The organism is Brevibacillus sp. HB1.3, from assembly GCF_013186635.1.
Lineage (GTDB): Bacteria > Bacillota > Bacilli > Brevibacillales > Brevibacillaceae > Brevibacillus > Brevibacillus brevis_D.
In genome coordinates, this window is record NZ_JABMIT010000001.1 from 157,012 (window position 1) to 171,144 (window position 14,133).

General features: G+C 46.0%; 12 protein-coding genes and 2 other annotated features. Of the genes, 8 read left to right on the forward strand and 4 right to left on the reverse strand.

The features are described 5' to 3' along the window. Positions 1-249: 249 nt before the first annotated feature. A complete protein-coding gene (locus HPY31_RS00835) occupies positions 250-1,638 on the reverse strand; it encodes an amino acid permease (protein ID WP_012685948.1) in 1,389 nt (462 codons plus the stop codon). A 553-nt stretch (positions 1,639-2,191) separates the two neighbouring features. Beyond that, positions 2,192-3,610 carry a sigma-54 interaction domain-containing protein gene (locus HPY31_RS00840; RefSeq protein ID WP_172137714.1) on the reverse strand — a complete coding sequence of 473 codons (1,419 nt, stop codon included), beginning with the start codon at positions 3,608-3,610 and terminating at the stop codon, positions 2,192-2,194. 196 nt (positions 3,611-3,806) lie between these two features. Between HPY31_RS00840 and HPY31_RS00845 the strand changes: the two genes are divergently transcribed. Further along, positions 3,807-5,006 carry an ornithine--oxo-acid transaminase gene (locus HPY31_RS00845; RefSeq protein ID WP_172137716.1) on the forward strand — a complete coding sequence of 400 codons (1,200 nt, stop codon included), beginning with the start codon at positions 3,807-3,809 and terminating at the stop codon, positions 5,004-5,006. A gap of 275 nt (positions 5,007-5,281) precedes the next feature. Further along, entirely contained in the window at positions 5,282-5,419 is a 138-nt protein-coding gene (gene sda, locus HPY31_RS00850; protein WP_007725857.1) for a sporulation histidine kinase inhibitor Sda, read from the forward strand. 82 nt (positions 5,420-5,501) lie between these two features. Here the strand turns inward: sda and HPY31_RS00855 are convergent, their stop codons facing one another. Then, the gene (locus HPY31_RS00855; protein WP_172137718.1) at positions 5,502-6,005 is read right to left on the reverse strand and encodes a molybdopterin-binding protein; all 504 of its coding nucleotides are present in this window, start codon (positions 6,003-6,005) and stop codon (positions 5,502-5,504) included. A gap of 373 nt (positions 6,006-6,378) precedes the next feature. On the opposite strand from HPY31_RS00855, the gene HPY31_RS00860 reads away from it, so the two are divergent. From HPY31_RS00860 to HPY31_RS00880, 5 genes are all read left to right on the forward strand, one after another. Continuing rightward, the gene (locus HPY31_RS00860) at positions 6,379-7,905 is read left to right on the forward strand and encodes an AbgT family transporter (protein ID WP_172137720.1); all 1,527 of its coding nucleotides are present in this window, start codon (positions 6,379-6,381) and stop codon (positions 7,903-7,905) included. A 133-nt stretch (positions 7,906-8,038) separates the two neighbouring features. Beyond that, entirely contained in the window at positions 8,039-9,208 is a 1,170-nt protein-coding gene (locus HPY31_RS00865; RefSeq protein ID WP_172137722.1) for a MalY/PatB family protein, read from the forward strand. A 78-nt stretch (positions 9,209-9,286) separates the two neighbouring features. Next, positions 9,287-10,219, forward strand: coding sequence for a glutaminase A (glsA, locus tag HPY31_RS00870; protein ID WP_172137724.1), 933 nt, complete (start codon positions 9,287-9,289; stop codon positions 10,217-10,219). Between the two features lie 93 nt (positions 10,220-10,312). Continuing rightward, positions 10,313-10,594, forward strand: coding sequence for an Fpa/YlaN family protein (locus HPY31_RS00875; RefSeq protein WP_012685955.1), 282 nt, complete (start codon positions 10,313-10,315; stop codon positions 10,592-10,594). A gap of 108 nt (positions 10,595-10,702) precedes the next feature. Beyond that, positions 10,703-10,945, forward strand: a binding site (T-box leader). Between the two features lie 48 nt (positions 10,946-10,993). Beyond that, positions 10,994-11,231, forward strand: a binding site (T-box leader). Positions 11,232-11,294: 63 nt separating this feature from the next. Then, entirely contained in the window at positions 11,295-12,629 is a 1,335-nt protein-coding gene (locus HPY31_RS00880) for a sodium-dependent transporter (protein WP_172137726.1), read from the forward strand. Between the two features lie 57 nt (positions 12,630-12,686). Here the strand turns inward: HPY31_RS00880 and cax are convergent, their stop codons facing one another. Beyond that, the gene (gene cax, locus HPY31_RS00885; protein WP_172138843.1) at positions 12,687-13,730 is read right to left on the reverse strand and encodes a calcium/proton exchanger; all 1,044 of its coding nucleotides are present in this window, start codon (positions 13,728-13,730) and stop codon (positions 12,687-12,689) included. Positions 13,731-13,833: 103 nt separating this feature from the next. Between cax and HPY31_RS00890 the strand changes: the two genes are divergently transcribed. Beyond that, entirely contained in the window at positions 13,834-14,094 is a 261-nt protein-coding gene (locus tag HPY31_RS00890) for a hypothetical protein (protein ID WP_172137728.1), read from the forward strand. The last annotated feature ends 39 nt before the right edge of the window (positions 14,095-14,133 follow it).

Here is a 14,133-nt window from a genome sequence, read left to right on the forward strand (position 1 = left end):
CGTTCATACGTATATAACGATAGAGATGATTGGCGCAAGAAAGTGAGGGAATTTTATGGAAGATATGAAAAAGCTAAAGCGCATGTTGCTGGTAACGAGTTCCCTTGGATTTGCAGTCTTTGCCATGGTAGTCGTTACGGAAATTGTCCGAATCTCATTGTAGCATTGCCAAGCCTAACGCATCGCATATAAAGCACGAAAAGCTTGCAGTCCCTTCTTGAAAGGGGGCTGCAAGCTTTTCTTTTTGATTTACGCTTCGAGTTTCTTTTTAAAATGGAATTGATACACGCAGATCGCAATGATCATGAACGGAACCCCGCAGTACAAGGCGATGCGCTGTTCTGGATCGAATGCCAGACTCACGAGAACGAGCAAGTTCAAAATCAAGGAAATCAAAGGCAGTATAGGGTACAAAGGTGTACGGAACTTCAGATCCTCCAGCTTGCCTCCGTTTTTCAGGTAATGACGACGGAATGCGAGCTGCGAAGCGGAGATGGAGATCCATCCTACCTGTGCGCCGAGACCAGCGATAGACAACAGTACCATGAACACCGTATCTTCGGCAAAAATACCGGAGAGAAGAGACAAGAGAGCGATTGCAAACGTAATCAACAAAGCGTTCATCGGAATCCCTTTTCCATTTACAGCCCCAAGCTTTTTCGAAGCCATTCCTTCTTTGGACAGGGAGTAAAGCATACGAGTTGCTGCGTACAAACCAGAGTTGGCAACAGAGAGAAGTGCTGTCAGGACAACGAAGTTCATAATATCAGCTGCATAAGGAATCCCAATGCTGTCAAATACGACGACAAACGGACTTTCAATCACACCCGCCTGTTGATGTGGAATCATCCCTGCCACAATGGCAATCGCCAGAATGAAGAACACGAGTGTACGCCAAACCGTTGTACGAATGGCCTTCGGAATCGTCTTCTCGGGATTCTCACTTTCTCCAGCCGCAATCCCGATTAGCTCGGTACCTTGGAAGGAGAAGTTCACGGTGATCATCGTCATCAGCAAGCCTGTAATTCCAAAGGGGAGAAGCGGGCTTTCTGTAAAATTGGTGAGCATTGGCGCAGGCTGACCGTTTTTCAGGTCAATGAAGCCAAACATCGCCGCTCCACCCAAGATGATGAACAAGATGATAGCGCTTACTTTAATGCTGGAAAACCAAAACTCAGATTCACCGAACGCACGAGCCGATAAAGCATTTAATAAGAAGAGCACTACACCGAAGATCGCACACCACATCCAAACAGGTGAGTCAGGGAACCAACGTTGCATCAGCAGTCCTGATGACAACAACTCTAAAGCAACGGTCACTGCCCAACCAAGCCAATACAACCAGCCTACACCAAACCCAAGTGATGGGCTAACAAAGCGAGTCATATATGTTTGGAACGAACCAGCCACTGGCATGGCAACTGTCAGCTCGCCCAGACATAGCATAGTCAGGTACATGATAAAGCCGCCGACTAAATAGGAGAGAATGGCACCAACTGGTCCTGCCTGACTAATTGTATAACCTGATCCGAGGAATAACCCGGTTCCGATTACGCCGCCAAGAGAAATCATAAAGAGGTGTCTGCTGTTCATCGTGCGTTTCAATTGATTGTGCTGTTCCATGTTGCTTTGGGACATATAACCCTCTCCTTCACGCGAGTATGTTAAATGGATGTATGCGTTTTCAGCGCGATAGCCATATATGCTCTGCAAGAATGATACCAAATGAAATACTTTATGAAAATATTATTTTTGAGGGATTTGCTGGCAAAAAGCGCAAAAAGATTCGGCATGTAGATGCAAAATAATTAAAAAAACGCCAAATCTCTTGGCGTTTATTAAAAATGATAAGGAAAAAGTTGGGCTGATAAAATAGCATCTCATGAAATTATCATGCAAGTTTTTAGAGGGGAACGATGAACCAACTAAGCTGGTGAGAAGAAAAAGCGCAGGGCTCCTAGACCTTGAAAACGCCTACCCAGTCGGAACTTCAAAAAGGGGACCACGCTTGTCGAACACTTCTTCTTCGAGAAACGTCCGCCCGTAGGGTGGCTTTGGCTCGACGGTCCCCTTTTTGAAATGGAGACGAGCAGTGAGTCACCCTTGCGGGTGTGTCAGAGTCGAAGAGAACTGTGCTTTTTCTTCTCCTCCACCATGTTGACTCAAACCAGAACGTTTTTATTAATATGCTTTATCCTTTAATCCCCAGCTTACGTAAACGATATTGCAAGCTTTGACGACTGATTTGCAATTCCTTGGCTGCTCTTGAAATATTTCCGTTATAGCGTTCCACAACATGGTGAATATATGCAGTTTCAAATTCTTGCATCGTTTCCTTCAACGGCTTTCCTTCATCCAAAAATGGCAACGTGTGAGGGGAGGGTTGCTCGATTGTTACGGAAACGGCTGGCGTACGACGCAAAAAGTGTAAGGGCAAGTGTTCATAGCGTATGGTTGATTCGTCAATCATCAGATTCATGGCGCCCTCGATCAAGTGCTGAAGTTCACGCACATTGCCAGGCCAGTCATGCTGGATAAAAAATTGCAGAACCTCGTCACTGATGTTTCTTACCTCCATTTGAAACAGCTCATTATATTTTTCGATAAAATGGCTGACCAGCATCGGAATATCTTCTTTGCGATCCCGAAGCGGGGGAAGAAATAACGTGACGACTCCGAGACGATAGTACAGATCTTTTCGCAAATGCGAATTGGCAATTGCTTCAACAGGATCTTCATTGATAGCCGCAATGATACGTACATCGATCGTTCGATCCTTTGTGTCACCAATACGTCTAATCGACTTCTCTTGCAGAGCACGCAACAATTTTGCCTGTAGTGGCATACTAAGCGAGTTGATTTCGTCGAGAAAGAGTGTTCCGCCTTCCGCTTGTTCAAACAATCCAGGTCGCTCTACTGCTCCGGTAAATGCTCCGCGAGCCGTTCCAAACAAAAGCCCTTCAATCAGGCTATCTGGAAGCGCAGCGCAGTTTTGTGAGATGAGGGGACCAGATGCACGCAGACTGGCATTATGAATGCTTTGCACGAACAATTCTTTCCCGGCACCCGTTTCACCGACTACCAATACGGATGAGGAGGTGCGTGCTGCGCGTTTGGCATTCTCTATGACATCGAGAATAGGACCGCTTCTCCCGATAATGTGCTCGAATGTGTAGCGTGACCCGTTTTTTTGCAGCAGGTTTTCTCTGATCAATCGTTCCATCTTGGTAACATCATTTGCGATTTCCATCGCGCCGATGATCTTGCCATTTTCAACGATGGGGTACGTATTGTTGATGGTTGAAATTTCTTTTTGCTTGTCATTGAAATACGTTTGGCGTGTATTGCGAATGCTATTTCCGGTACGCAAGCAAGTGAGCAAGGTACTTTCCTGTCCGGAAGGGAACTGAAAAACCTCTGCCAAAGGTTTGTGCAAAACGTCTTGTCTGGTCATCAATTCCAGCTCGGTCATTTTGGAATTGTAGACAATCGTTGTCCCGTCCGAATCGATGACATGTACACCTTCATTCATTCTGTCCAAAATATGTTCATAAATTCGCAAGAGAGTGTCAGCAGAAGAATTATGCGTAGAAGACGACACTGTGGTCACCAGCCTTTCCTTATGAGGGTATCATAGCATAAAGAGAATGAGTGCAAAAACATTATGCACTGCAAAAGAATATGAATGCGAGATGCAAAAATTTTTTGCTCATTAGATCGGATTAGATCGACTTTGTGGGTTTTTCTTGTTTGGCATCGTTCTTGCTAGATAATTTTAGCAAGTGATCTTGAAGGAGGCTAACGACATGAGTAAAACAAACGTGGTTATTGAACAAACAGAAAAATTCGGTGCGCACAACTATCATCCGCTACCGATCGTTATTTCCAAAGCAGAAGGCGTATGGGTACACGATCCGGAGGGCAATAAATATCTGGATATGCTGAGTGCATATTCTGCGCTGAACCAAGGACATCGTCATCCACGTATCATCCAAGCTCTGAAAGATCAAGCAGATAAAGTAACCCTCACTTCCCGTGCTTTTTACAATGATCAACTGGGTGAATTCTACGAAAAGCTCTCTGCGGTGACAGGAAAAGAAATGATCCTGCCAATGAACACGGGTGCTGAAGCAGTAGAAACGGCTCTCAAAGCAGTTCGTCGCTGGGCTTATGATGTGAAAAAAGTACCAGAAAACCAAGCAGAAATCATCGTTTGTGAAGGGAACTTCCATGGTCGTACTGTCACAGTGACTTCCTTCTCTTCTGCAGAAGAGTACAGACGTGGCTTTGGACCATTCACACCTGGTTTCAAAATCATTCCTTATGGCGATATCGAAGCGCTTAAGCAAGCGATTACACCGAATACAGCAGCATTCATGCTGGAGCCAATCCAAGGCGAAGCAGGGATCATCATTCCGCAAGAGGGCTTCTTGAAGCAGGCACAAGAGGTATGTAAAGCAAACAATGTACTCTTAGTCAGCGATGAGATTCAAACAGGCTTTGGACGTACAGGTAAAATGTTTGCCAGCGATTGGGAAAATGTAGTACCAGACATGTACATCATGGGGAAAGCTCTTGGTGGTGGCGTGTTCCCGATCTCTGCAGTAGCCGCAGATAAAGAAATCTTGAGCGTATTTGAGCCAGGCTCCCACGGTTCTACCTTTGGCGGAAATCCACTCGGATGTGCAGTTGCCATCGCAGCTATGGATGTATTGGCTGACGAAGGTCTTGTACAGCGCTCCCTGGAAATGGGCGCATACTTCATGGAGAAATTGAAAGAAATCAATAACCCGATCATCAAGGAAATTCGCGGTCGCGGTCTGTTCATCGGCTTGGAACTGACTACAGCAGCTCGTCCATATTGCGAGAAACTAAAAGAACTGGGACTCCTGTGCAAAGAAACACATGAGACAACCATTCGCTTTGCACCGCCACTCGTTATCAGCAAAGAAGACTTGGATTGGGCAATTGATCGCATCAAGCAAGTACTGCACGTGACAGAATAAAAGCAACAAGGTAAGCCATCCTGTGAAGGGGTGGCTTTTTTATGTGGGATCATTATGACAGAATAGTCGCATTATTCGTTCGACAAATTTCGACTGACTGTGGATAAAAGGAAAAAAACATCCACAAAGGAAATGCTTGGATGCTTATGAGTTACGCACAATTTGCCCACATGTTACCAACAAGATGTCCACATTGCTTGTGGATATCCGAACGGTTGTTCGATACAAACGCATCTGGTACAATGGGCTCATATTAGAGATGGAGGTGAGCAAAGGTGAAATACTTAAGTGACCAAATGTTGATAGAAGTATATCATCGAGCTGTCGACCTTCAACTAGATGCAGCTTTTATCGAATTGCTTCGCGAAGAACTACAGCATCGGAATATCCGTATCACGCAGTTCAGCGCCTAAGAGCAAAATCATCACTCATACGTAACATATGGCAAAAGCCATCCTCTTTTTTCGAAGGAGGATGGCTTTTGTTATCTTACGCTTACTCCGTGATAAACTCAAAAGCAGTAATTCCTTTAATCGGTTCTTCTTTGGCAAGCAACACTTCCGGCAAATAAAAATACACAGGACCATCCTCTTTAATAGGCCTGCCGCCTTTGGAGAATTGGAGGATGGCTCTTCTTGCCTCGGCAAGTGGAAGAACGACCGCTTCCTGATCCTCGCGGTGAAGACGGACATGAGTCACCTCTGGTAGGGGCTCAGCATTTGTAATGAAGGGATCAAGACGGATTCCGTACTCACCTTCGAGCACTTTACGTTCTTCGGCTAAGCTTTTTCTCTCAGAAGGAAGCGTAGCCCCTTCACGCAACTCCTTATCCCACTGCGTTCCCGTGCCAGCCAAATACTTTGCTTGTGTAGCCAGTGAGCTATCATCTTCGCCAGCGTATGTTTTCAGATCGAATTTGCGTTCATCAAAAACCCAAACGGTTGGATCCAATGTAATAGGGAAAGAAATGGCCCCTTTGAACACGATAACATCAGACATACGTCATTCCTCCGTGGTCATTCATAATCAATCTCTATATTACTATAGACGCGCAAATGACAGCAATTATCCAAAAAGCGAAAAATTCTTAAAATAGTCTAAAAATTATTGACATGCCTTTTATAGATTATATAATCATATTAGAAAGTTATTATGTGAGAGTGAACTTTTCCTGTAATAAGTAGATTCCTACTAAAAAGCTGGAGGCAGATATGAGGCATTGTGTACAAGCCTATCTATTTTTGAAAGGGCTTTCGCAAAAAACATTAACGGCGATGAGCGCTAGGGAAGGAAACCCATATCATTCATCCCGAGGATGGTTGCAAGGTCGAGTGAATATTTGGTTAATTCAAACGATTTAGGGGGCAAAACGATGGCGAAAGGCACGAATGTGCAAGTAGATCTGATGAAGCAAAAAGGTATCCTAAAGTGGATTGAAACAGTAGGGAATAAGCTCCCGCACCCATTTGTATTGTTCATTATTTTGTGTGGCGTATTGATGGTAGTCTCTGCAATCCTTGCAGCGATGGATTTTTCGGTCATACATCCGGCAAAAGGCGAAGAGGTTGCCGTTAAGAGCTTGCTTAGCGTCGAAGGTATTCACTGGATTTTAACGAGTATGCTGAAAAACTTTATTGAATTTCCAGCACTTGGTCTCGTTCTGGCTATGACGCTTGGAATTGGACTGGCAGAAAAAATCGGTCTTTTGACGACAGTTCTACGCAAAATGATGGCAGGCATTCCGGCAGCGGTTGTCAGTTATGCCATTGTTTTCGTGGGTATTTTAGGAAATCTTGCTTCTGATGCAGCCATGGTTATTATTCCTCCACTTGGTGGTCTCGTGTTCTTGGCAATGGGGCGTCACCCGATTGCAGGCTTTGCAGCTGGTATGGCAGGTGTATCCTCCGGTTTTACGGCGAACTTTTTCATTGCTGGTACAGATGCTCTCTTGGCAGGGATCAGTACCGAAGTAGCGAAAACAATTGATCCAAATGCAATGGTTACACCAGTAGATAACTGGTTCTTCATGTCAGCTTCCGTTGTGATCCTCGCTTTCTTTGGAGGATGGATTACCGATAAAATAATCGAACCACGTCTTGGTACGTATCACGGAGATCGAAACGTACAATTCGAAGAAGTAACTCCGCAAGAAAACAAAGCACTGCGCAAAGCTGGCATCGCAGCGTTGATGTTCGTAGTCATGGTAGGGTTGCTGGTCGTTCCAGAAGGTTCCCTCCTGCGCGATCCAAAGACAGGTGACTTCTTGACCTCACCATTTTTGAAAGGGATCATTCCCATCATCCTGCTGTTCTTCGTGACCGTATCGTTCGTGTACGGTAGGGCAATGGGATTGATTAAAACATCGAAGGACATTCCGCATTACATGTCCGAAGCCATCAAGGATATGTCGGGCTTTATTGTGCTAGCGTTTACGGCAGCACAGTTCATCGCGTTCTTTAACTGGAGCAATATTGGGATTTTGATGGCTGTCAATGGTGCAGAATACATGACAAGCATGGGCCTGACAGGCTTGCCAATCATTATTGCGTTCACACTTTTCACAGGTATCTGTAGCTTGTTTATCACGAGTGGTTCAGCGCTGTGGGCGATCCTTGCACCTGTATTCATGCCAATGCTGATGCTGTTAGATTACAATCCAGCGTTTATCCAAGTCGCTTACCGGATTGCAGACTCTGCAACCAATACGATTTCACCTGTGAATCCGTACATCCCGCTTTTCCTGGCTTTCTATCAGAAGTATAATAAGAATGCAGGGATGGGAACGATTTTCTCTACCATGACGCCATTTGCGATCGTTTTCTTGGTTGTATGGATCTTGCAATTGACAGCATGGTACTTCCTGGATCTCCCGTTCGGTCCCGGGGTATACGCTCGTTAATAGATCCAGTATTGAAAAGAGCCGAGAGCCACTCATCGAAGTGGCTTTTTTCGTTGGCAAGAGAGCTTGGACAATTGGAAAAAACGGTTTATGCTGTGTAGGTAAGGGAAGGGACTACGGGGAGGGAACGAACGTGTACGATTTTGATCAGCGCATAGAACGCAGAGGGACAGATAGTGTCAAATGGGAGATTCAGAATCCAAAAGTGAACGGAGAAGGGATGCTTCCGCTGTGGGTGGCGGATATGGATTTTGCTTGCGCTCCCGAAATCACGGAGGCATTGATCAAACGAGCGAATCACCCGATATACGGATACACGTTGAAGTCAAATGCCTTTTATCAGAGCTTGAAAGAGTGGATACACAAACGATTTGGCGTAGAGGTAGACGTGAGCTGGATGACAGGGATACCTGGAGTCGTTCCCGGCATACATGTAGCGGTAGAGGCCTACACAGCCCCCGGAGATAGTGTCTTGATCCAGACGCCTGTGTATCATCCTTTTTATCATGCAGTCGAAAACCGCGGACGTCATGTCGTTACCAGCCCACTCTTGGAACGTGACGGCCGTTATGAAATGAATTGGGATGATCTCGCACAAAAGCTGAGCGACCCGCGGGTGAAGCTCATGCTGCTTTGTACACCGCATAATCCGATCGGGCGAGTATGGACCAGAGAAGAGCTGGAGCGCTTGGGAAGATTGTGTGTAGAAAATGGCGTCCTTGTGGTTGCCGACGAGATTCATTCAGATTTGGTCTATGAGCCAAATGTTCATACGCCTTACTATTCGCTGGCACCGGAATTAGCCAACCAGAGCGTTACCTTTCTATCAGCCGCCAAAACATTTAATTTGGCTGGTCTGTACACTTCTTATTTGATGACAGAAAATCAGCAGTTATTGCGGAACTTCCAGGTCACAGCATCCAAAATGGGCTATGAGAACCTAAATTTGTTTGGGATGGAAGCAACGATTGCCGCCTACCAACATGGAGAAGCATGGCTGGAAGAACTGTTGGTCTACTTGCGTAAGAATGCAGACTTTGTACATGAGTTTTTATCGACTCGTATTCCGGGGGTATCCATGGCAATTCCAGAAGCGACATACCTGGGATGGATGGATTTTAGACAGTTAGGATGTAATCAGGCGGAATTGAACAAACTGATTCGCGAAGATGCAAAGCTCGGTTTGCACGATGGCACGACGTTTGGGCCAGATGGTGCAGGCTTCATGCGAATTAATTTTGCTTGCCCGAGATCGATTCTAGTCGAAGCGATGGAACGATTGGAGCACGCTGTTCATAAGTAGGGATCATTTGACATGTCCCTTGCAGAAATCTACAATCGAATCTGTATACATCGACGTAATAGACTGAGGGGATTTTCAATGGATTTGAAACAAGCGTCCGATCAATTGGAGCAAATACGCAACCAATCACTTGAGTTTACATACATGGGGAGTGTAGCGTCCTATATCCCTGAATTGGCAAAAGTCGAACGACATCAATTGGGAGTAGCTGTATGCTTGCCCGATGGGACGATCCTTTCTGCTGGAGATGCAGATGTGCCATTCTCGATGCAAAGCATCTCCAAGATTTTCTCTCTGATCGTCGCCTTATGCCAAAACGGGAAGGACTACGTTTTTCGGCATGTGGGGAAAGAACCAACGGGAGACCCGTTTAATTCGATTATAAAACTGGAGACGACCGAATCTCATAAACCACTGAACCCGATGATCAATGCAGGAGCCATTGCCGTTGCGGGAATGATTCGTGGTGCCAACGTGGACGAGCGGCTAGATGCTGTGCTGGCTTTAATGCGGAAAATGACGGGGAATCCTCATCTTTCTATCAATCAAGCTGTTTATTGTTCTGAAAAGAAAACGGCTGATCGCAATCGTGCCCTCGCTTGGTTTCTAAAGGACAGTGGCATACTGGAAACGGATGTAGAAGAGACGCTTGATCTGTATTTTCGCCATTGCTCGATAGAGGTGACAGCGAAGGATGTAGCTACACTAGGGATGGTGCTTGCAGCAGACGGAATTCTCGTGAATACGGGTGAACGAGTGATTCCAGAAGAGGTAGCGCGAATCTGCAAGACTTTCATGGTGACTTGTGGGATGTACAATGCCTCTGGGGAGTTTGCAATTGACGTAGGAATTCCCGCGAAAAGTGGCGTTGCTGGCGGCATTATGGCAACCGTGCCACAGCGTATGGGGATTGGTGTGTTCGGTCCGTCCCTGGATGAAAAAGGAAATTCGGTAGCCGGTGTCAAGCTGTTGGAGCTGCTCTCAAAAGAGTGGAAGCTTGGTATCTTTTAGCTTCTTGCAGTTGATCTGTCTTCTCCCCTTTTCAAATGGCCCAGAATCGCGTACTATGTATGATAAGGATGGAGGCAAACGGAGGGATAGGTTTTGACAGAAATTAAGGTTCCCGATCTGGAACAAAAAGCGCTAGCGTTGCTTCAAGCAGACGCCGATAAAATTTACAAGCTGATCGACGTACAGATGGAAAACCTGACCATGCCGCAGTGCCCACTGTATGAAGAAGTGCTGGATACGCAAATGTTCGGGCTTTCTCGTGAAGTAGAGTATGCGGTCCGCTTAGGACTGATTAGCGACGACATCGGTCGAGAAATTATGGGTTCATTGGAGCGTAAATTGGCCCATCTTCATGAACTGTTTAATCAAAGGTAAGGCGAGGAGAGCGGCGATTATCCTCGCTTTTCATTTTATTGAGAGAAAAAACACTTGCCTATTTCACGTATTTATATTAAATTAAAGTCTATAATTTTTTATTAATTTTGAAATGCAATGACGGAGACTAGTATGCGGAATCACCGCTTGTCAGGGAGAAGCTGCCTTAGACTGAAAGCAGCTTTGAAGCGCGCCCCGTAGAATTCCCTCCTGAGCAGCCCTCTTAATGGCAGGTTGCCTAGTAGGAGGAATCGGGTCATTCCCGTTATCAATGATGGAGAGAAGTGCGTAGGGGGAATCTGTATCCCGTGCACTTAATCAGGGTGGTACCGCGAATAACTCGTCCCTTTTTTGGACGGGTTTTTTTTATTTCGGAAAAGCCCAACAACTGAATCATACAAACAAGCAAGGAAAGAGACTAGTAAACGGACCTGCTGCATGACAGGGAAGGCTGCCATAGACTGAGAGCAGCCTGATGTAAGCCCCGTTGAATTCACTCTTGAGCTGACCTCTGAACGCAGGCGCCGCCAGTAGGAGAGTCCGGGTCATACCCGTTATCAATGACGAAGCGAGGCATTCCCTATCAGGGATGTCTAAGTAGGGTGGTACCGCGAGAAATAAATAACTCGTCCCTTTTTGGGGCGGGTTTTTTTGTACCCATTTTTCAGAATGAGAAGAATATATTTGGAGGGTGAAAACTATGAAACAAGCCGAACAATGGACGAGCAGGCTCGGCTTCATCTTGGCAGCAGCAGGCTCAGCGATTGGACTGGGGGCCATTTGGAAATTTCCATACATGGTCGGAACAAGCGGCGGTGGAGCGTTCTTTCTGTTATTCATTATCTTTACGCTAGCAATTGGTCTTCCCCTGTTATTAGGAGAATTCACAATCGGACGTAGTACACAAAAAGAGGCGATCAGTGCGTATAAAACAATTGCGCCCGGCTCACTCTGGCATTGGATCGGTCGCCTTGGGGTGACTACTTGCTTCTTGCTCTTGTCCTTTTACAGTGTAGTGGGAGGATGGATTCTTAGTTATCTTCTTCGCGGGTTTACTGGTCAATTGCAAGGGCCAGCGTACGACAAAGTGTTTGGTGATGTTATCGGTGATCCTGTTGGTGCAGTAGTTGCGCAGTTGGTTTTCATGCTCATTACCGCATGGGTAGTCGCGAGAGGCGTATCGAGTGGAATTGAGTCCGCTAACAAGTACATGATGCCAGGTTTGTTCCTTTTATTCATGGTATTGATGATTCGTTCCTTGACATTGGATGGGGCGATGGAGGGCGTTTCCTTCTTTCTGCGTCCTGATTTTACCAAGCTGAGTGCGCAATCGATCTTGTACGCATTGGGTCAATCCTTTTTCGCGCTGAGCGTCGGGGTGTCCGTCATGGTCACGTACAGCTCGTACCTTGCCAAAAACGAAAGTCTGGTTCGTTCTGCTGGATCGATTGTCAGTTTGAATCTGCTCGTATCGCTATTTGCCGGTTTGGCCATTTTCCCTGCCGTCTTCTCTCTTGGAGTAAAGCCAGAAGCAGGGCCGGGATTACTGTTTATCGTACTGCCTTCCGTGTTTGAAAAAATTGCGTTCGGTAACATTTTTCTGTTAATCTTTTTGGCTCTTTTCCTTTTTGCTACATTGACTTCGGCTTTTTCGATGCTGGAAATTATCGTTGCATCTCTTGCAAAGGGGGACGAAGCAAAGCGCAAGCGTCTTGCCTGGGTGATGGGTCTGCTGATTTTTATTGTTGGTGTTCCGTCGGCTTTGTCATTCGGTGTATGGAGCGAGGTTACGCTGTTCGGAAAATCTATCTTTGATGCGATGGACTTTTTGGTCAGTAATGTCTTGATGCCGTTGGGAGCGTTGCTCATTGCGATCTTCGTTCCGCTGAAAATGAAGCGTGAGACTTTGATAAACGAGCTGGGGGCGCATACTTCTCTGGGCAAACGCATGTTTATCATTTGGCTTCTCCTGATTAAATATGTAGCACCTATCGCGATTCTCGCCGTTTTCCTGCAAATGCTGGGTCTCTGGTAAAACAACGAAAGGCTTCGCCACTATAAGATGGCGGAGCCTTTGTTTTGTTCCAGTGCCTTACGCGAAAAAAAAGACCGTACCCAAAATAATATACACGGTCAAAAGAAGGACGCCTTCAAACCAGTTCGTGGCGCCATCCCGTGTGATGGAAATTGTTATAAAGGTAGCAACTCCGATTGCTGCCAATTCAAAGGTAGAGAACACGATGTCCATCGGATTGCCTAGCAAGAGACTCATGATGACCAAAGTCGGGGCTACAAACAAGGCGATCTGCAAGCTGGAGCCAATTGCGATTTCGACTGCTGCACCGATGCGTCCTTTTAGTGCCAACAGCATAGCAGCGCTGTGCTCTGCGGCATTCCCGATGATCGCAATGACAAAAGCACCGACGAATAACTCCGACCATCCTAACGATTTGGAGACATGCTGTACGCCCTCTACCAGCCATTCCGAGACAACTGCAACGAAAAAGGTGGAGACAGCAAGCATCAAGAGAGAGACACCCTTTGACCATACCGCATCACTTTCTTGCGGCTCAATATCCGATAAAAAATCACTGTGTGTAATCATGGAAAAGATGAGCCACAAAATGTAGGCAATGATGAGCAGGCTGGCGATGACGATACTGATGATCTCCACCTTGATCACGGGCAGATCGAACATGAAGACAGCCGGAATGAACAAAGCGACGATTGCGAGAGTCATCAACGAAGCATTGTGACTGGCGAGCCGGCTATTGAAGGTTTGTTCCTTGTACTTAAGACCACCCAATAGCGTGCTTAAGCCAAGAACCAACAGCATATTTCCGATGATCGCACCCGTAATAGAGGCTTTGACCATATCGAACAAGCCTTCTTTCACCAGAAAAAAAGCAATAATAAGTTCTGCGGCATTTCCGAAGGTAGCGTTAAGAAAGCCCCCGATTCGGTCTCCAGCATAATGGGCGACGCTCTCTGTCGATTTTCCGAGCCAAGCCGCCAAAAAAATGATGGCCAGTGAAGCTGTGACGAATTGGAGCATTTCATTTCCAGAAAAATAGTGGGCGTAGACAGCTAATGCCATGCTCCCGCCAACTAATGAGAAAAAGAGTTTCAAGTTCATTTCATCACCTCTACGATTTTTACTCATCCCTAGAACCTCATAGGTATAGAGTTCCTGTTCTGGACAAAACTAACCATGAACTAGAAAAGTGAGGTGTTTTTTTATGACCCAGCCTTTGTTGTGCCCGACATGTAAATCGAATCGGATGAGGTTCACTGTCATTGAGCAGACCCCTCGCTATATAAGACTGGACCCACAGTCAGGCGAAGTCGTAGCAGAATTCCATCAAGAAGAGCTTGATATGTTTCACCAGCCGTACAAAGGTGAGCACTACATGATACAATGTGGAGTTTGCGGGACCACAGAACCGGAAGAGCGATTCGTCAAAATGGCTCAGCATATGCAATCACAACGTTCGAAATGAAAACTCGAAAAGGAAAACAGGCACGCAGTTTACGACTGT